Source organism: Pseudomonas sp. p21 (genome assembly GCF_001642705.1).
Lineage (GTDB): Bacteria > Pseudomonadota > Gammaproteobacteria > Pseudomonadales > Pseudomonadaceae > Aquipseudomonas.
Map to the genome: position 1 here is coordinate 213,737 of NZ_LWBV01000005.1, position 18,088 is coordinate 231,824.

Annotated in this window: 15 protein-coding genes; 11 read left to right on the forward strand and 4 right to left on the reverse strand. The window is 63.9% G+C overall.

Translation table 11 applies throughout. The features are described from left to right. Positions 1-8: 8 nt before the first annotated feature. Genes A4C63_RS16545 through A4C63_RS16575 form a run of 7 tightly spaced genes read left to right on the forward strand, consistent with a single transcriptional unit; the run spans position 9 to position 6,523 of the window. On the forward strand, positions 9-1,028 hold the full coding sequence (locus A4C63_RS16545) for an ABC transporter ATP-binding protein (RefSeq protein WP_063913617.1): 1,020 nt from the start codon (positions 9-11) through the stop codon (positions 1,026-1,028). After that, a complete protein-coding gene (locus tag A4C63_RS16550; protein WP_063913618.1) occupies positions 1,025-1,894 on the forward strand; it encodes an ABC transporter permease in 870 nt (289 codons plus the stop codon). The genes A4C63_RS16545 and A4C63_RS16550 overlap by 4 nt, the downstream gene beginning before the upstream one ends. Positions 1,895-1,898: 4 nt before the next feature. Further along, entirely contained in the window at positions 1,899-2,693 is a 795-nt protein-coding gene (locus A4C63_RS16555) for an ABC transporter permease (protein ID WP_025339622.1), read from the forward strand. Positions 2,694-2,707: 14 nt separating this feature from the next. Then, positions 2,708-2,998, forward strand: a complete 291-nt coding sequence (locus tag A4C63_RS16560; protein WP_063913619.1) for a (2Fe-2S)-binding protein — start codon at positions 2,708-2,710, stop codon at positions 2,996-2,998. After that, positions 2,995-4,353 carry an NAD(P)/FAD-dependent oxidoreductase gene (locus tag A4C63_RS16565; protein WP_063913620.1) on the forward strand — a complete coding sequence of 453 codons (1,359 nt, stop codon included), beginning with the start codon at positions 2,995-2,997 and terminating at the stop codon, positions 4,351-4,353. Before A4C63_RS16560 ends, A4C63_RS16565 begins: the two co-directional genes overlap by 4 nt. Then, positions 4,350-5,483: an FAD-binding oxidoreductase gene (locus A4C63_RS16570; protein ID WP_063913621.1), complete on the forward strand. Its 1,134-nt coding sequence runs from the start codon at positions 4,350-4,352 to the stop codon at positions 5,481-5,483. The genes A4C63_RS16565 and A4C63_RS16570 overlap by 4 nt, the downstream gene beginning before the upstream one ends. After that, positions 5,480-6,523 carry a polyamine ABC transporter substrate-binding protein gene (locus A4C63_RS16575; RefSeq protein ID WP_063913622.1) on the forward strand — a complete coding sequence of 348 codons (1,044 nt, stop codon included), beginning with the start codon at positions 5,480-5,482 and terminating at the stop codon, positions 6,521-6,523. Before A4C63_RS16570 ends, A4C63_RS16575 begins: the two co-directional genes overlap by 4 nt. A gap of 174 nt (positions 6,524-6,697) precedes the next feature. Here A4C63_RS16575 and A4C63_RS16580 read toward each other — a convergent pair whose 3' ends face one another. Further along, complete coding sequence (locus tag A4C63_RS16580) at positions 6,698-7,468, reverse strand: IclR family transcriptional regulator (protein ID WP_063913623.1); 771 nt, start codon at positions 7,466-7,468, stop codon at positions 6,698-6,700. Positions 7,469-7,622: 154 nt separating this feature from the next. On the opposite strand from A4C63_RS16580, the gene A4C63_RS16585 reads away from it, so the two are divergent. From A4C63_RS16585 to A4C63_RS16600, 4 genes are read left to right on the forward strand one after another with little or no spacing between them, the layout of a single operon-like run. Beyond that, complete coding sequence (locus A4C63_RS16585; RefSeq protein WP_082888351.1) at positions 7,623-8,432, forward strand: shikimate dehydrogenase; 810 nt, start codon at positions 7,623-7,625, stop codon at positions 8,430-8,432. A 4-nt stretch (positions 8,433-8,436) separates the two neighbouring features. Continuing rightward, entirely contained in the window at positions 8,437-10,170 is a 1,734-nt protein-coding gene (locus tag A4C63_RS16590) for an FAD-dependent oxidoreductase (RefSeq protein ID WP_063913625.1), read from the forward strand. Continuing rightward, positions 10,155-10,475: an NIPSNAP family protein gene (locus A4C63_RS16595; RefSeq protein ID WP_063913626.1), complete on the forward strand. Its 321-nt coding sequence runs from the start codon at positions 10,155-10,157 to the stop codon at positions 10,473-10,475. The genes A4C63_RS16590 and A4C63_RS16595 overlap by 16 nt, the downstream gene beginning before the upstream one ends. Positions 10,476-10,508: 33 nt before the next feature. Further along, a complete protein-coding gene (locus A4C63_RS16600; protein ID WP_063913627.1) occupies positions 10,509-12,188 on the forward strand; it encodes an FAD-dependent oxidoreductase in 1,680 nt (559 codons plus the stop codon). 3 nt (positions 12,189-12,191) lie between these two features. Here the strand turns inward: A4C63_RS16600 and tssM are convergent, their stop codons facing one another. Genes tssM through vasI form a run of 3 tightly spaced genes read right to left on the reverse strand, consistent with a single transcriptional unit; the run spans position 12,192 to position 17,958 of the window. Next, positions 12,192-15,818, reverse strand: coding sequence for a type VI secretion system membrane subunit TssM (tssM, locus tag A4C63_RS16605; protein WP_063913628.1), 3,627 nt, complete (start codon positions 15,816-15,818; stop codon positions 12,192-12,194). Then, on the reverse strand, positions 15,815-17,281 hold the full coding sequence (tssA, locus tag A4C63_RS16610) for a type VI secretion system protein TssA (RefSeq protein ID WP_063913629.1): 1,467 nt from the start codon (positions 17,279-17,281) through the stop codon (positions 15,815-15,817). Before tssA ends, tssM begins: the two co-directional genes overlap by 4 nt. Beyond that, on the reverse strand, positions 17,269-17,958 hold the full coding sequence (gene vasI / locus A4C63_RS16615; RefSeq protein ID WP_256202946.1) for a type VI secretion system-associated protein VasI: 690 nt from the start codon (positions 17,956-17,958) through the stop codon (positions 17,269-17,271). Before vasI ends, tssA begins: the two co-directional genes overlap by 13 nt. Positions 17,959-18,088 lie beyond the last annotated feature (130 nt).

Below are 18,088 nucleotides of genomic sequence, written 5' to 3' on the forward strand. Positions count from 1 at the left end.
GCACAGCCATGACCTTTCTGTTGATCGACAAGCTTTGCAAGCGCTATGGCGCCACGGAGGCAGTGGCCAGCTCGTCACTTGCCATCGAAAAAGGCGAGTTCGTCTCCCTGCTAGGCCCTTCCGGCTGCGGCAAAACCACCACCCTGCAAATGATTGCCGGCTTCGTCGAGGTCACCAGCGGCCGCATCGTCCTCGACGGCCGCGACATCACCCACGCCAAGCCGGCCAGCCGAGGCCTGGGCGTGGTGTTCCAGAGCTACGCGCTGTTCCCGCACATGACCGTGCGCGACAACGTCGCCTTCGGCCTGCGCATGCGCAAGGTGGCCAACGCCGACATCGCCCGCCGGGTCGACCAGGCCCTGGCGCTGGTGCGCCTGGACAAGCACGCCGAGCGCTACCCGCGCGAGCTTTCCGGCGGCCAGCGCCAGCGGGTGGCCCTAGCCCGAGCACTGGTGATCGAACCACCGGTGCTGCTACTGGACGAGCCGCTGTCCAACCTGGACGCGCACCTGCGTGAAGAAATGCAGTTCGAGATCTGCCGCATCCAGAACGAGGTCGGCATTACTACCTTGATGGTCACCCACGACCAAGCCGAGGCCTTGTCGATCAGCGACCGGGTGGTGGTGATGGAGGCCGGGCGCATCACCCAGGTCGATGACCCCTACCGCCTCTACGAACACCCAGGCACACCCTTCATTTCCGACTTTGTCGGCAAGGCCAACCGCCTGCGCGGCGTAACCGGACCCGGCGGGCAACCACAGGCGAATGCCCAGGGCCCTCTGACCCTCAGCCTGCGCCCGGAGAAGATCAGCCTCGGCCCGGCCGGCAGCGGCAAGCTCGCAGGCCGCATCAGCTGCCGCTACTTCCTCGGCAGCCAATGGCTGTACAGGGTCGACACCGCCCTGGGCAACCTGGCCGTGGTTCGTGCCAACGACGGCAGCACACCGCTGGATGAAGGCGTCCAGGTCGGCCTGGACTGGAACGATGCCCTGCTGCGCGTGCTGAACGCTGGCGAGGTGGCGGCATGAGCACGGCAAAGCTGCACAGCAGCGCCTGGGGCTACGGCCTGAGCAGCCCGGCCCTGCTGCTGTTCCTGGCCTTGCTGGTGCTACCACTGGGGCTGACCGTGCTGCTGTCGTTCAACGCTTTCGACTACAGCAGCGGCATCCAGGCCGGCCAGTACACCCTCAACCATTACCTGAGCCTGGTGACCGACACCTACTACTACGAGATCTTCTTCCGCACCTTCTGGGTCAGCGCCCTGGTCACCCTGCTGTGCGTGCTGATCGGCATTCCCGAGGCCTTGGTGCTCAGCCGCATGGGTGCGCCGTGGCGCTCGATCTTCCTGATCCTGGTACTGACGCCGCTGCTGATTTCGGTGGTGGTTAGGGCCTTTGGCTGGAGCCTGCTGCTGGGCGCCGACGGCTTGGTCAACCAGGGCATCACTGCTCTCGGCGGGCAGCCGGTGAAGCTGCTGTATACGCCCTTTGCGGTGATCATTGGCCTGGTCCACGTGATGCTCCCGTTCATGATCATCCCGGTGTGGACCTCGCTGCAGAAGCTCGACCCGGCCGCCGAGCAGGCCGCGCTGTCACTGGGCGCCAGCCAGTGGACGGTGTTCCACCGTATCGTGCTGCCACAGATCATGCCCGGCGTGCTGTCGGGCACGCTGATCGTGTTCGGCCTGGCCGCCAGTTCGTTCGCCATCCCCGGCCTGCTGGGCGGGCGCCGGCTGAAGATGGTCGCCACCATGATCTACGACCAGTACCTGGCCGAACTGAACTGGCCGATGGGCGCCACCATCGCCGTCGCTCTGCTGCTAATCAACCTGCTGGTGATGCTCAGCTGGAACCGGCTGGTCGAACGCCGCTACAAACGCGCACTTGGAGTCTGAACCCATGACCCGTAACGGCCCGCTGGCCCTGTCCTTTCACGCCCTGGTGATGCTGTTCATGCTCGCCCCGCTGGTGGTGGTGTGCCTGGTGGCATTCACCCCGGAAAACACCCTGAGCCTGCCCACCGCCGGCTTCTCGCTGCGCTGGTTCAGCGCCGTGTTCGAGCGTGCCGATTTCCTCGATGCGTTCTACAACAGCCTGAAGCTAGCGGCCCTGGCTGCCTCGCTGGCCACCCTGATCGCCGTACCGGCGGGTCTGGCGATCACCCGCTACAGCTTCCCCGGCCAAGGTTTCCTCAACGGCCTGCTGCTGTCGCCGATCATCATCCCGCACCTGGTGCTGGGTGTGGCCCTGCTGCGGCTGTTCGCCCTGCTAGGGGTCAATGGCAGCTTCGCCTGGCTGGTGTTCGCCCATGTGGTGGTGATCACCCCCTACGTGCTGCGCCTGGTACTGGCCGCAGCCATCGGCATCGACCGCAGCGCCGAACAGGCCGCGCAAAGCCTGGGGGCTGGCCGGGTGACGCTGTTCTGCAAGGTCACCCTGCCGATGATCCTGCCCGGCGTGGCTGGCGGCTGGCTGCTGGCGTTCATCAACAGCTTCGACGAAGTGACCCTGTCGATCTTCGTCACCTCGCCCGCCACCCAGACACTGCCAGTGCGCATGTACGTATATGCCACCGAATCCATCGACCCGATGATGGCCGCCGTCTCTGCGCTGGTGATCGCCGTCACCGCCCTGACCATGGTCGCCCTGGACCGGGTATATGGCCTGGACCGCGTGCTGGTGGGCAAGCAATGACAAGGAATGCCCCTATGCCCCTGTTCAAGCGCGTGGCCGAACACGACCGCGAGCCACTGCCCTTCCTGCTCGACGGCCAACCGGCCAACGGCATGAACGGCGACACCCTGCTGACGGCGATCCTGACCAATGACGGGCATCTGCGCGGCAGCGACTTCAGCGCCGAACCACGCGCCGGCTTTTGCCTGATGGGCGCCTGCCAGGACTGCTGGGTACGCCTGCAGGATGGCCGTCGGGTACGCGCCTGCTCGACCTTCCTGGAACCGGGCCATTGCGTGACCCGCGACCCGGGGCGCCAGCCATGAGTGCGATCGTGATCATCGGCGCCGGCCCGGCCGGCATCCGCGCCGCGCAAACCCTGGTGGCCCACGGCGTACGCCCGGTATTGCTGGACGAGGCCAGCCGTGGCGGCGGGCAGATCTACCGCCAGCAGCCAGCCAACTTTAACCGCCCGGCCAAAGCCTTGTATGGCTTCGAGGCCAGCAAGGCCCAGGCCCTGCACAGCACCCTCGAACAGTTACGCGAGCAGATCGACTACCGCCCCGAAACCCTGGTGTGGAACGCCGAGGAGCAGGTACTGGATACCCTGCAGCAGGGGCAGTTGGCCGACCGCCTGGCGTTCGACCGGGTGATCGTCGCCACCGGTGCCACCGACCGGGTGTTGCCGATACCCGGCTGGACCCTGCCCGGGGTCTATACCTTGGGCGCTGCGCAAATCGCCCTGAAGTTCCAGGGCTGCGCGATCGGTGAACGGGTGGTGCTGGCCGGCAGCGGCCCGCTGCTGTACCTGGTGGCGTACCAGTACGCCAAGGCCGGCGCTAGGGTCAGCGCGGTGCTCGACACCTCGCCGTTCAGCGCCCAGGTACGTGCCCTGCCACGCCTGCTTCTGCAACCGGGCACCTTTGCAAAGGGCCTTTACTACCGCGCCTGGCTGGCCCGCCAGGGTGTACCGGTGCACCAGGGCGTGGCCCTGCTGGGTATCGACGGCGAACAACGGGCCAGCGGTATACGCTGGTCGCACAATGGCCAGCAACATGAACTGGCGTGCGACGCCGTGGCATTCGCCCACGCCCTGCGCAGTGAAACCCAACTGGCCGACCTGCTGGGTTGCCAGTTCGCCTGGAGCGCGCTCAACCGCGCCTGGCTGCCAGTACGTGATGCCCAGGGCCGGGCCAGCAGCCCCGGGGTGTACCTGGCGGGCGACAGTGCTGGCATCCTCGGTGCCGACGGTGCCGAGATGGCCGGTGAACTGGCGGCCCTGACACTGCTGGCCGACCTCGGCAAGCCCGGCAATCCGCAACGCCAGCAGCAACTGGAAAAGCGCCTGGCCACCCTGCTGCGCTTCCGCCAGGGGCTGGAGCAGGCCTTTCCATTTCCCGAGCAGTGGGCCCGGCAGGCCCCCGACCAGCTCACCGTGTGCCGCTGCGAGCAGATCAGTGCCGGGGAAATCCGCGCCACCGTACGTGCCGGGCACTGGGAAATCAACCGGGTCAAGGCCATGTGCCGGGTCGGCATGGGCCGCTGCCAGGGGCGGGTGTGCGGTGCCGCTGCCGCTGAGCTAATCGCTTGCGAAAGCGGTCGAGCCATTGACCAGGTCGGGCGCCTGCGCGGCCAGGCACCGGTCAAACCCCTGCCCTTCGGCCTGGAGATAAAACCATGAAGCTGATCGAAGTGGACGCCATCATCGTCGGCGGCGGCATCGTCGGCAGCAGCGCGGCCTTGACCCTGGCCCGCGCTGGCCAGCAAGTGGCATTGCTGGAGCGCGACTTCTGCGGCTCGCATTCCAGCGGGGTGAACTACGGCGGCGTGCGCCGCCAGGGCCGCTCGCTGGCCCAGCTGCCATTGTCGATGCGCGCCCATGCCATCTGGGGGCAGCTGCGCGCGTGGATCGGCATCGACGGCGAATATGCCCGCAGTGGCCACCTGAAGCTGGCACGCAGCGAAACCGACTTCGATGCCTTGAAGGCCTATGCGCGGCGTACTCAGGCTTTTGACCTACGCTTGCAACTGCTTGAACGACACGAACTGCGCCAGCGCTTCCCCTGGGTAGGCGATATCGCCGTCGGCGCCTCGTACTGCCCCGAAGATGGCCATGCCAACCCACGGCTGGTGTCACCGGCCTTCGCCCAGGCGGCCAGGCGCAACGGCGCCCAGGTGCATGAGCAGAGCAAGGTACTGGAGGTGGGCCACGACGGCCATCGCTTCAGCGTACACACCAGCAACGGCCAGTGCTTCAAGGCACCTTGGCTGTTGAATTGCGCCGGTGCCTGGTCGGCGCAACTGGCCGAGCAGTTCGGCGAGCCAGTGCCGCTGACCGCCGCCCACCCGGCCATGCTGGTCACCGAGCCGCTGCCGCTGTTCATGACCGCCAGCACCGGGGTCGAGGGCGGCGGCATCTACGCCCGCCAGGTGGCGCGTGGCAACTGCGTGCTGGGCGGCGGGCGCGGTTTTGCCCTGACCCCGACCACCGCACGCCCAGGCCAGGCCGCAGTACTCGACATCCTGCGCAATGCCACCGAGCTGTACCCGGCATTGGCCGGCGCCCAGGCCATTCGCACCTGGAGCGGCACCGAGGGCTACCTGCCCGATGACGAACCGGTGCTCGGCCCCAGCCTGTCCCAACCCGGGCTGCTGCATGGCTTCGGCTTTGCCGGTGCCGGCTTCCAGATAGGCCCGGCCGCCGGTGAAGCATTGGCGCAATGCATCCTGCACGGCGCGCCGGCACTCAGCCTGGCGGCCTTTTCCATCAAGCGTTTCCAGCCCAACCACCACAAGGAAAACCTGTCATGACGCACAAGCAACGTTTGCTCGCCCTGTTCTGCACCGTGCCCGGCCTGTTCGCCTGCCTGCCCGCCATGGCCCAACCCACGCTGTACCTGGGCATGAACGGCGGCACCATGGAGCGGCTGTTCAGCGACGACATCCTGCCAAGGTTCGAGCAGGCCAACGGGGTGAAGGTGGTGATCGTCCCCGGCACCTCGGCCGACATTCTGGCCAAGGTCCAGGCCACCCCGAACAAGCCGTCGATCCATGTGATGGTGCTGGATGACGGCATCATGTACCGCGCCATCGGCATGGGCCTGTGCAGCACGCTCAAACCCAACCCGACCTTGGCCCAGTTGCCGGAAAAGGCCCTGATCAAGGACAAGGCCGCGGCCGTCAGCCTGGGCGTGACCGGGCTTGCCTACAACAGCCGCCTGTTCAAGGCCAAAGGCTGGGCTGCGCCCACCTCGTGGAACGACCTGGCCGACCCGCGCTTCAAGGACAAGGTGGTGTTCCAGTCGATGGCATCGTCCACCTTCGGCCTGCATGGTTTCCTGATGTACAACCGCCTGCACGGCGGCAGCGATACCGACGTCAACCCGGGCTTCACGGCCTGGCAGAAGAACGTGGGCCCGAACGTGCTGGAGTACATCCCCAACTCGGCCAAGCTCTCGGAAATGGTGCAAACCGACGAAGCCGCGCTATTCCCGCTTACCCCCACCCAGGTGACGGCGCTGAAGCTCAAAGGCATCCCGGTGGAGTACGCCGCGCCCAAGGAAGGCGCCGTGGTGCTCAACCAGGCCGAATGCGTCACGGCCAACAACGACCAGCCGGAGCTTGCGCAGAAGCTCGCCGAGTTTCTGCTCAGCCCCGAGGCGCAGTCGCCGGCCCTGGAGCTGGGTGACCAGATCCCGTCCAACCCCAACACCCCAACCAGCGACAAGACCCGTGGCCAGGTCGAAGCCATGCAGACCTACCTGCAGACTGCAGTGACCATTGACTGGGACCAGGTCAACACCCAGCGCCCGGAATGGAACGCCCGCTGGAATCGCCAGATCGAGAGATAAGCCGAGGGCCTGGCCCGCTCCCACAGGTACCGCGCATATCCGCACCAAAGCGCGCTCCCTGTGGGAGATGCCCAGCCCTTTTCCACAGGTTCCCTGCTGATTCAATGAGTCATGTGCAGTTCCATGAGCGGGCTTACCCGCGAAGAAGGCAACACGCACCCAACCCCTGACGCCTCAATCCAGCACCGGCCGCAACAGCGCCTGCGCCTCGTACAGGGTCGGCAGATACCGCAAGCGTATTTCATCCACACTCAACCGCGAAGCATGGGTGGTGATGGTCAACGTCGCTTTCAGCCGCCCAGCCCGGTCCAGCAGTGGCACACCCAGCACGCGCATGCCGATTTCATACTCCTGGTCCACGATACAGAACCCCTGCCCCTTCACCCGCAGCAACTCCGCCTCCAGCTGCACCCGGTCCGTCTGCGTATAAGGCGTCAGCCCCCGCAGCGGGTTACGCGCAAAGTACCCATCCCGCTCCCCCTCATCCAGCCAGGCCAGCCAGACGCGCCCGCCGGCGGTGCAATACATCGGCACCCGCGAACCCGGCCTGATCGACAACGAGGCCACATGGCTGTAACGGCTGCGCACCAGGTGGATGATCTCGTCACCATCACGGGTACCCACCGACACATGCTCCTGGGTCTGCCGCGCCACCTGCTCGACGATCGGGCGCAGCATGCGCGGCAGCTGCGCCGAGTCTACATACGCCTGGCCGAGGCGCAGCGCCTTGGGCGTCAGCCAGTACTCACGGCTATCGGTTTCGGCAAAGCCCTCATGCACCAAGGTCAATAGAAACCGCCGCGCGGCACTGGGGGTAAGGCCGGACAACCTGGCCGCCTGCGGCACGCTCAGGCGCGGCTGCTCGACGCTGAACAGCTGCATCAGCGCCAGGCCTTTCTGCAAGCCGGCGATCAGGTCACGGGGGTGGATAGTGGGGGTGTTCATCTATTCGACTCGCAAGCAGGGGTATTTCAGCCGATTAACGCGATAACCGGATCAACAATGCGATTATCGCACTAAATACCCGATCAGCGCATTGTTGCCCATGCCCCCTTGCCTCACCCTTGCCCTCCATAACAACGCCAAAAAGGAGGTCAGCATGATTCGTGGTTCTACTGAACTGGTCGCCATCGTCGGTTCGCCCATTGCCCAGGTGAAGTCCCCCGAAAACTTCAACACCTGGTTCGCCAACAACAACTGCAACCTCGCCATGCTGCCCATCGACCTGCAGGAGGCCGCGCTGGAGACCTTTGCCGGCACCCTGCGCGGCTGGCAGAACCTGCGCGGTTGCGTGGTCACCGTGCCGTACAAGCAGGCCCTGGCCAGCCGCCTGGACGGCCTGAGCGAGCGCGCAGCCGCCCTCGGCTCGGTCAATGTCATTCGCCGTGAGCATGACGGCCGCCTGCTGGGCGACAACGTGGACGGCGCCGGCTTCCTCGGTGCTGCGCGCAAACATGGCTTCGAGCCGGCAGGCAAGCATGCATTGGTGATCGGTTGCGGCGGGGTCGGCAGTGCCATCGCCTATGCGCTGGGCGAGGCCGGCATCGCCAGCATCACCCTCAGCGACCCCAGCACAGCGCGCATGGGCGCTGTGTGCGAACTGCTCGGCAATGCCTTCCCCACGGTCGAAATCGCCACCCGGGTCGACGGGCTGGAAGGCTTCGATCTGCTGGTCAACGCCTCCCCGGTCGGCATGGGCGGCAGCGCGGAGCTGCCGCTGCCTGCCGCACTGCTCGCCACCTTGCAAGCCGAAACCCTGGTCGCCGACGTGGTCACCTCGCCCGAGATCACTCCGCTGCTTAACCGGGCACGCCAGGTTGGCTGCGCGGTCCAGACCGGCCCGGAAATGGCCTTCGCCCAACTCGGCCACCTGGGCGCCTTCATGGGCGTCACGCCGCTGGAGATCTGAAGCCATGCCGACGCTTGAACACGCGCAACACAGTTTTGACCTGGTCGTGCTGGGTAGCGGCGCCGGAGGCTTTGCCGCGGCCGCCACGGCCGCCCGCCGTGGGTTGAAAGTGCTGGTGGTGGAAAAGGCCGAGCACTTTGGCGGCACCTCGGCGATTTCCGGCGGGGCGGTGTGGCTCTATGGTACCGATCAAGCCCGCGCTGCAGGTGCGGTGGACTCCCCCGAGGCCATCCGCACCTACCTCAAGCAGGTCATTGGCGACGGCTACGACCCCGCCCTGGTCGACGCCTTCATCGAGCATGGTCACCAGGCGCTGCGCTGGCTGGAGCAGAACACCGAACTGCGCTACGCCCTGCGCCCACACTCGCCGGACTACTACCCGGACGCACCTGGCGCCACTCAGTTTGGCCGGGCGCTGGAGATGGTCGAGTACGACGGCAAGCAACTCGGCACGCACTTCAAGAACCTGAAGATGCCGCCGCCCGGCATGTTGCTGTTCGGCGGCATGATGGTCAACCGCGTGGATATCCAGCATTTTCTCAGTATTCGCCGCTCGCCCAGGTCGCTGTGGCATTGCCTCAAGCTGATGGCGCGTTACGCGCGGGACCGCTTGCACCACCCGCGCGGTACGCGGCTTACCACCGGCAACGCCTTGATCGCCCGCCTGGCCAGCAGCGCCTTCGCCCATGGCACGCAGCTGTGGTTGCGCAGCGAAGCCGTGGAGCTGATCGTCGAACGCGGCGTGGTCGCCGGCGTGGTGGTGCAACGCGAAGGGCGCCGTGAACGGGTGCTGGCTCGTGGCGGTGTGGTGTGTGCCATGGGCGGGTTCGCTGCAGGCGCACTCGCCGACAGCTACCGGCCCGCCCAGCCAGCGCCGCACCTGAGCATGTCACCGCCCACCAATGACGGTGCTGCCCTGCGCCTTGGCCAAGCCGTGGCCGCAGCCCAGGGTGAGGGCCTGGCGGCCAACTTTTTCTGGGCGCCGGTTTCCGAACTGCGCCATGCCAGTGGCGAGCGTGAGCGCTTCCCGCACCTGGTCACCGACCGTGCCAAACCGGGCGTGATCGCGGTGAACCCGGACGGGCGACGCTTCGTCAACGAGTCCGACTCCTATCACCACTTCGTGCAGACCATGTTCGCCAACGGCATTGCCAGCTGCTGGCTGGTCTGCGATGCCGAGGCAATGAACCGCTACGGCCTGGGCCTGGCGCGGCCAAAGCCGGTGAACAACCAGGCATTGATCGACGCTGGCTACCTGCACCGCGCCGCAACCGCGCAGGCCCTGGCCCAGGCCATCGGCGTGGACCCACAGGTGTTCATGCAGACCCTGGAACAGTTCAACACCGACGCCCGTAACGGCATCGACCGCGCGTTCAGCAAAGGCGGCAACAGCTACAACCGCTACATGGGCGACCCGCAACACATGCCCAACCCCTGCCTGGCGCCGCTGACCCGCGGACCGTTCTACGCCATCCGCCTCCACACCGGCGACCTCGGCTCGGCTTGCGGGCTGGTAACCAATGCCGATGCCAATGTGCTGAACCGCAACGGTCACCCCATTACCGGGCTGTATGCAGTCGGCAACGACATGAACTCACTGATGAAAGGCACCTACCCCGGCCCTGGTATCACCCTGGGCCCTGCCCTCACCTTCGGCTGGCTCGCTGCCAACCACATCGCCGCGCGCCTGCAGGCGCCGACCACCCACATGGAGACCCCAGCATGTACTACGAACTGAGAACCTACACCCTCGACCCACTGAAAATGGCCGACTGGCTGAGCCTGTATCAAAGCCACGCGCTGGAGGTGCAAAGCGAGCACCTGGGTAACCTGGTCGGCTTTTTCACCAGCGAGTTCGGCGAGGTCAACCAAGTGGTGCATATCTGGGGCTATGCCAGCCTCGACGAGCGTATGGCACGCCGCACAGCCATGGCAGCGGACCCGCGTTGGGCAGAGTTCTCACGGCGTAACCGCGAGCTGGGCGCGGTGCTGCGCTTGCAGTCGCGACTGCTGCGGCCCACCGGTTTTTCACCGCTGCAGTAAAACCTTACTCCAACACCTGAGCGGAACCCCACCATGCAACCCCTCGAATGTGACGTACTCGTCATCGGCGCCGGCGCCTCTGGCCTGGCTGCCGCCGTTACTGCCGCACATCACGGCCTGCAGGTGATCGTCGCGGAAAAAGCCAGCCAGCTGGGCGGCACCAGCGCCTGGTCGGGGGGCTGGCTGTGGATACCGCGCAACCCGTTGGCCATCGCCGAAGGCATCGTCGAGCGCGACGATGCCCCGGAGCGCTACCTGCGCGCGCAAACCCAGGTCACCGATCTGGACCCGCGCCAGCTCGCCTTCCTGCGTCACGGCCCGGAGATGGTAGCGTTCTTTCAGCAGCACACTGTCGTCCAGTTCCAGTCCGGCAGCCGCATGCCCGACATGCGCGAAGGCGACGGCAGCGCACGCGGTGGCCGTTCGCTGTGCGCACTGCCATATGACGGGCGCCTGCTCGGGCCCTGGCTGCACAAGCTGCGCCCACCGCTGGACATCGTCAGCCTGGCCGGCATGGGCATTGCTGGCGGCGCCGACATGGCCGCCTTCTTCAACGCCACGCGCTCGCCCAAGGCGGCGCTGCATGTGGGCAAGCGCCTGCTGCGTCATGCCCGCGACCTGCTGCTGCACCGGCGCGGGCTGCAACTGGTCAATGGCAACGCGCTGGTGGCACGCCTGCTGCGCAGCGCCCTGGACCTTGGCGTGACGCTGTTGACCGACAAGCCGGCCAGCCGCCTGCTGGGCGAAGGCCGGGTCACTGGCGCGCAGTTTGCCGACGGCCAGGTGATCCACGCCCGCCGCGGTGTGGTGCTGGCCTGCGGTGGCTTTGCGCATGATCGCCAGCGCATCGCGCAAGTGATGCCCCATGCGCCGGACGGTACCCAGCATTACTCCGCAGCACCCAGGGAAAACAGCGGTGACGGCTTGCGCCTGGGCGAACAGGTTGGTGGCCTGGTCCAGGCGACTACGGCCCATGCGGGTGCCTGGGCGCCTGTGTCACGGGTACCGCGCAGCGATGGCAGTTTCGGCCATTTCCCGCACTTGATCGACCGCGCCAAGCCCGGCTTCATCGCCGTGCGCCGCGATGGCCGGCGCTTCGTCAACGAGGCCGATTGCTACCACGACTTCATGAACGCGCTGTTCGCCGCCACGCCGCAGGGGGAAGCGCCGGAAGCCTGGCTGATCTGCGACCACACCGCGCAACGTCGCTATGGTATCGGCTGGGCCAAGCCCTTTCCTTTCCCCACCCGCCACTATCAACGCTGCGGTTACCTGCACAGCGGTCGCACGCTCGCGCAACTGGCGCAGCACTGCGGGATCGATGCCGAGCAGTTGCAGCGCACGGTGGACGGCTTCAACCGCCATGCAGCCCGGGGTGAAGACCCGCTTTTCCAGCGTGGCGTATCGGCCTACAACCGGGCCCAGGGTGAGCCGTTGCAGGTACCCAATCCGTCACTGCGGCCACTGCTGAACGGGCCGTATCACGCAGTGAAACTGTTGCCGGGCAGCCTGGGTACCTTTGCCGGCCTGGCAACAGACAGTGCCGCCCGCGTGCTGGACCATGCAATGCAGCCGATTCCTGGGCTGTATGCGGTGGGCAACGACATGCATAGCGTGATGGGCGGGTATTACCCGAGTGGCGGTATTACCTTGGGGCCGGGGATGACGTTCGGTTACCTGGCTGGTAGAGCGTTGAGTTTGTACCGGCCCTGATCTTCATAACAGCGGCTCATCCGACTGCCTCCCCTGCGCCACCTTGGGTGGCTGTTGCAACAAACCTCGTGGTAATCGGAAGCCCTTGAAAGGCTCCTGGGTAATCGGGTTAAAAGCTTTCTCGGCATTCAACCGGTAGCGCATCACCCCGTCACCCGCTCTGAAGCTCAAATCCACACTGGTTGCCGTCCTCCCATTGAGCGAGCCACGGCTGAGCAGGCGGAACATCGACCAAGGGCCGCGGTACTCCAGGCTGCTGCTATTGCCGTTCTGCCTGAGCAAGGTAAGGTTGCTGCGCACTTGCTGCCCTTGGGTATTGGGCCAGACGATACCGGCGATCTGGCTTGGGCCATGAGTGTAGGAAATCAACTGGCCATCCAGATCCAGCAAGCTGGTGCGTTGATTCGCACTCAGCCCCAACGGCTCAATACTGAACTGCACGCTCAGGTTGCCGCGCTGGTCGAAGAAGGTTTCGCGGATGCGTTCAGCCAGCTCCAACTGCTCGATCACATCGTCGCGAATCAGCGACTGCCCGTGCTGACCGGACTGCAGGGCTTCGAGGTTTTCCTTCAGGAATATCTTCAGGTACTGATCATTGAACTGTTGCAGACGCCCCTTTGGTCCGAAGAATGCCTCAAAGTCATCCAGCGAGGCATCGGGCGCCCTCACCACAAAGGGGTAGCGCCCTGCCAGGCGCTGCTGGAAGAAACTGTAAATTTCGGCATCCCAGCGGCGCTCCAACTCGCGCAGTGCTTCAACGTTCAGCACTCGCACAGTCTGATCCGCCACCTTTCGGACTTGGTGGTTGACGGGTTCCGGCAAGCCCGTCGCCACTCGTTGCAAGGTACTGATCGGGTCGTGCCCTGTCATCGAGAAGCGCTGATGCACGGTTTGCAGAGCGGCCTTGCCTCGGTCCGGACTGTCCTGCACTGCCTTGGCATAGGCATGTACGGCCGCGATGGCCGCAAGGGTCTCATCGTAGTAGCTCGGTTTTTCACCTGCTGCCTGCAACATGGCACTCAGGCCCGAAAATGCCCGCTGGATGGCCAACGCATGCTGCATCTCGGGCTTGCTGCTTGCTGGTCGAAGCGCTTCTGCCTCGCTCGGTACATCAAGCCCCGCTGGCAATGGAAGCGCAGTGTTGTCCCTCACCGTATCCAGCAGCCGATGCAGCGGAGCCGCAGGCCCGGTCAACTGCTCCAGGATGGCGACACCATGGTCCAGATCCCGGAAATCAGCCACCGAAAAGGCATTCAAGGCACGCCGCCAGCTGTCAATGTAATCGGTGCTGTACAGGTTGCGCAGGCGCTCTGTCAGCACATCACGGTCGGTGTCCGAGTAATCGAGCTGACCTCGCTCGCCCAACGCCCACTGGTCGATCATCGCCATCTCGGCGAACCGCTGGCTACGCGGTTCAAAGTACTCCTTGAAGCCTCTGGCGGTGAGCATAGGCGAAAGCAAGACACCATCATCGCCCAGCCTGGAGCCAGAAGCCGGCTGATAGACCACATCGAAAGCTGGCCCCACCTGATGACGCAGGTCCAAGCCTGTATGCAGCTGCTCCTGGGCCTGTTGTTTGAGGCTTGCATAGACCCGCTCCGGCAGCGGCACCTTGCGCAAGGTCTGCTGCACTTCAGCGACACGCTGGCGGTACTGTGGCAGATCGGTATCGGCATAGGCCAAGGCGTATTTCAGATGCTGCATGAGGTTGCGCTGCAGTTGTCCCTGGCCCGGGAAAGCCTGTTGCCACTGGCGGGCCATCCAGTCCTCAACCCATCCGGGCCGGCGGTTCTGGCGATCCTCGAGCATCCGGTACACCCTGAGCGTGGCCATCTGCTGCTCACTGCCTGGGGAAGCCGCGTTCATGGCGTCGATCACGCCACTGGCCAAGGCCGGCAAGAAGCGCTTGGAGAGCAAGCTCAGGTAGGCCTCATCGATCGAGGGGCCGATGGTGCGCCCCTGATACAGGCCAAATTCAGCAACACCCGGCCAGGCCGCTCGATAGTCGCCAAATACCACTACTGCATCACGGATCTGGTCCAGTGGCTCCAGCAAGTTGCGCCCGGTCGGGTCCAGACGCTGATCCACTTGGTGATGGCTGTACTCGCGGCTCTTGACAAGCACGCTGGCTGCCTTGGTGCCGTTGATATCGAAATAGCGCTGCCAGGTGGCGATGACGACACAGAACGCCAGAACCCCTACACCGGAACCCATCCATAACAACTGGCGCTTGTTACGTGCCACCCTGACATTGTCGCCGGCGAGGCCGGCCTCCTGGTAGATGACCCTCCGGAAGGCCTGCTGAATGAAGTAGACCAATGCCTTGCCTTGCGCCTTGCCTTCACGCAGGGGAAGCTTTGTCTCGTAGGGTTGTGCCGCCTCACGAACGAATGCATTGAGCATGTCGCCTTGCTGCACGACCGACGAAAAATAGACGCCACGTACCAGTGCAGGTGTGGTGAACCGATCGCTCGCCAATGTTTCACGCAGGAAACCCAGCAATATCGGGCGCAGGCCAACCAGTTGCGCATGCAAGGAGAACAGCCGCGCCCGGGGCGGTGCACTGCCCAGCCCGTCAAGTTGGTCAAATACTTGCTCGAACAGCCCCCTGACCAAGCGACCGTAGTATTCATCGTATTCGTCCAACCAGGCGTCGAACGAATCGACCGCATCCAGTTTGAACGTGAACCCCAGCAGTTTCTCCCGCCGGGAGGCCGAGAGCTTGCTGTAAAGCTGGTCGAAGCCATCCAGCAGATCGAATTTCGATAGCACCACATACAATGGCAGGCGCGAACCAAGCTGGCTACTCACCTCGTACAGACGCGCGCGCAGGACGTGGGCCAAAGCGATACGTTGCTCGGACGTGCCATGAACCAGTGCCGGCAGGTCGATGACCAGCACTAATCCATTGAGGGCTCTCTGACTTCGATTGTGCAGTAGCCATTCCAGCAGGTGGTTCCACAGTTTGGCTGGAGTTCCGGGCGGCAGGGAAGATTCAGGGGTTTTCGAGTGCTCGGATAACGAGCCTGCCGATGCTTCCTGGCGGATGAAAACACCAGGTGGGTCGATAATCACCGCGTCATTGCTGACCCACCAGCCTACCGGGTAGGCAAGCACTTCAACTTGGTGGCCGCGCGCCTGGGCGCGGTCGATGCGGGACAGGGAAAAATTCTGGTCGGTACGCTCAACGAAGCTGCTCTTGCCGGAGTGTTCATCACCCAACACCAGGTACCACGGCAACCGGTACAAGGCTCTGCGCCCGCCGGCACTGTCGAGATATCGCGCAAGCCCCTGGTTCAATGCCTTCTCTTGGGCGTGGACAAGCGGTAACGCGCGATCCAGTTCGACGGCCACTGCCTCCTTGCGTTCCGCTTGCAGATGGCGAAAGCGCATGCTCAATACAACGAGCCCGCAAAGTAGCGGTACCACCACGAGCACCAGGCTCGCCACGATGCGATGAGCCACATCGGCTAATGGTTGTTGCTCACGCCACGTCCATTGCGGCCCGAGCCACCAGATGGCGATCAGCATCAGCACGGCGCCAAGCCCGAGCAGCAACGGCATCGCCAGGCCGATACGGGTAACCAGGGGCAAGCCCCAGCGTTTGAGTTGTGTCCATAGTGTATTCATGAGGACTCCGGATCCTTGTTCTGATCTGCCGATGCTGAAGATGTCGCATAGTGCTGGAGCCCCTGGAAAACCTCGGGCTCCCAGGCAGCAGCAGTGGTTTGCTGCATCGTCCGGGCTACTCCGACGCACAATTCCCGGGCCAGCCAGGAAACGCCTCGCGTCGTCAGCAAATCGGCGGCGATGAGCGTGGTGTGGGAGCGTTCACGAGGGGAATGGAGATCTGCTTGCATCCCTTGCAGCCTCAAGAGAACCTGCTCTACACCAATACCCTCCAGCTGAGAGATGAGTTCCTCCCGCAGACTGCGGAACTCTTGAAAGGCAGCGCCTTGGTCAGCCACTCTTTCTCTGCCTTTGAGCCAAGCCAGACATTGGCCATCGACGAACACCGTGCCATCGCTGAAGCACAGTTGCTGTAACGAAGGAAGGCGCTGTACAAACCGCGCGGTCGTACTACGAATGGCCTCGCTGACCTCGGTCATCGCCAACTGTGACGCTACAGTCGCAGCCAGGAAGCTCCCGCGGATCCAATAAGGGGCCGCCGTGATGCTTTTCTCGATCCGATGCAGTAACGCAACATCAATCGAAGTGCCAGCTGCAGCATTTTCGTAACCAGCGACAACTTCCGGCGGTACCGCTATCAGTCCCGTGCAGTGCCGCTGTTTGACTGCAGGCGCGGTCTGGATATGGGCCCATAAGCCGAAGCGACGCAGTTGGTAGCCAACCGGGTCGTAGGGATCCTGTTGATTGATGAGCTCGGCCATATTCAACACGGCACGCCGCATTTCGCGCTCGTTGCCAATTGAAGCCCGGGGCACTGGCCTTGCAATGACATCGGCTAGCGACGCTGGCTGGCTGATTACCATCGGGGAGATGGGCGCAGCAGCCTCGCCAACACCATTGGCAAGGTCCGTGTGTTCAAGTAACAGCCGCTCCAGCCCGCTCAGAACAGCTGCATCCAGTTGTGCGGCGTCTTGTTGCTGCATCAAACGCGTCAACGCATCCTGTGCGGCCATTGCATGAGCAGGGCTGTACGTGAAACGGTCAAGGCGCGGCAGCGCTTCGATCAAGCGATTAAGCACAAGGCCAACCAGCTTGCGTTTGCCCAGGAAACCTTTGGGCCCCGGTTTTGGATGAGCGGTTTCCCAATAGCGCTCCAGCATGCCGGCAAGTAACGCCAAGGTGACGCTCCAGCGCTCCCAACAACCGCTGCGCAGCCACACGACACTCAAGTGTGCGACGATCCGCAAGTGCTTGCACTGCTGGCCCAGATACTGACAGGACGCCTCTTCGATGTAGCTCCAGTCGATTGAAGCCTCCTGTAGCCCGCCCAGCTTGACCATCTCCTGGTCAATGGCCTGGTATGTTTCGTCCTCCATGTCGAACAGGCCAGCCGGCACTGCCGGATCGATCGGCATAAGCAACCGGGTAAGTTGCTCTTCCCCCCACCCAGTTACCAGCGACATGTGCTACGCGCCTTGCTGATCAATGGGTCCAGCCCTTGGGCATCGAACACAAGGCCATCAACCTCGGGGTTATCACTGAGCAGCCGTATGCGTTCAGCCCCGATCAACTTCTTGATCTGCTCGATGGCTGGCAGGCCCCGCCCCGCATCTAGCACCTGGCCGTTCTCCATCACCTGCCAAGGCCTTGCAACCGTGGATCCACGCATCCCCTGCAACTGCACCTTCACCCATCTCGCGTCCAGGGGCCGGGCGCTGATCAACTGCAGCCTGGAGATGCCCTCCACGCAGCTGATAGCCAGGTACGGGCGTAGGTCGGCCGATGCAATTGCAGGTGCTGAGATCACCAGCCCGTGCAACCGCCAATCCCCCTCATCCGTACTTGCGAGGAAGGTCAGGTCATCTGGCCCTCGCGCGGTTTCGTTTGCCATTACTCGTAGCACACTGGGTGCCTCTTGCTCGGGTGCTGACCACTGCCGCTTTGTTACATATGCAGGCGTATTCGCTGCTTCATCAAAGCAAGCCAGACGCTCCACGTTAGACACAATTCTAGGGCAGTCCCGCACTGGGCTCGCCAACACCGGCGGCAGACCAAACATCAACGAGAGAACAATGCCACAGGAATAGCGGGCAATCATCTTGAGTCCACTCTCTTTTGAAATAGTAAACACATCCCACATGATAAGTCGCACTTTCCTACAAAATCAGCCAGCCACACTGAACAAAGTGCAAAACACCAAACCGAACGAAATCGACCGGAGCCTAGTACATCACCAAGAGATAACACAAACAAATATTTTCTTACATCTT

What these genes read in the sequence shown, in the direction of transcription:
- A4C63_RS16600 (WP_063913627.1), top strand. Translation starts at nt 10,509, where the DNA reads ATGCAACCCCTCGAATGTGACGTACTCGTCATCGGCGCCGGCGCCTCT.
- A4C63_RS16555 (WP_025339622.1), top strand. Translation starts at nt 1,899, where the DNA reads ATGACCCGTAACGGCCCGCTGGCCCTGTCCTTTCACGCCCTGGTGATG.
- A4C63_RS16585 (WP_082888351.1), top strand. Translation starts at nt 7,623, where the DNA reads ATGATTCGTGGTTCTACTGAACTGGTCGCCATCGTCGGTTCGCCCATT.
- A4C63_RS16565 (WP_063913620.1), top strand. Translation starts at nt 2,995, where the DNA reads ATGAGTGCGATCGTGATCATCGGCGCCGGCCCGGCCGGCATCCGCGCC.
- A4C63_RS16580 (WP_063913623.1), bottom strand. Translation starts at nt 7,468, where the DNA reads ATGAACACCCCCACTATCCACCCCCGTGACCTGATCGCCGGCTTGCAG.
- A4C63_RS16545 (WP_063913617.1), top strand. Translation starts at nt 9, where the DNA reads ATGACCTTTCTGTTGATCGACAAGCTTTGCAAGCGCTATGGCGCCACG.
- tssA (WP_063913629.1), bottom strand. Translation starts at nt 17,281, where the DNA reads ATGTCGCTGGTAACTGGGTGGGGGGAAGAGCAACTTACCCGGTTGCTT.
- A4C63_RS16575 (WP_063913622.1), top strand. Translation starts at nt 5,480, where the DNA reads ATGACGCACAAGCAACGTTTGCTCGCCCTGTTCTGCACCGTGCCCGGC.
- A4C63_RS16560 (WP_063913619.1), top strand. Translation starts at nt 2,708, where the DNA reads ATGCCCCTGTTCAAGCGCGTGGCCGAACACGACCGCGAGCCACTGCCC.
- A4C63_RS16595 (WP_063913626.1), top strand. Translation starts at nt 10,155, where the DNA reads ATGTACTACGAACTGAGAACCTACACCCTCGACCCACTGAAAATGGCC.
- A4C63_RS16590 (WP_063913625.1), top strand. Translation starts at nt 8,437, where the DNA reads ATGCCGACGCTTGAACACGCGCAACACAGTTTTGACCTGGTCGTGCTG.
- tssM (WP_063913628.1), bottom strand. Translation starts at nt 15,818, where the DNA reads ATGAATACACTATGGACACAACTCAAACGCTGGGGCTTGCCCCTGGTT.
- vasI (WP_256202946.1), bottom strand. Translation starts at nt 17,958, where the DNA reads ATGTGGGATGTGTTTACTATTTCAAAAGAGAGTGGACTCAAGATGATT.
- A4C63_RS16570 (WP_063913621.1), top strand. Translation starts at nt 4,350, where the DNA reads ATGAAGCTGATCGAAGTGGACGCCATCATCGTCGGCGGCGGCATCGTC.
- A4C63_RS16550 (WP_063913618.1), top strand. Translation starts at nt 1,025, where the DNA reads ATGAGCACGGCAAAGCTGCACAGCAGCGCCTGGGGCTACGGCCTGAGC.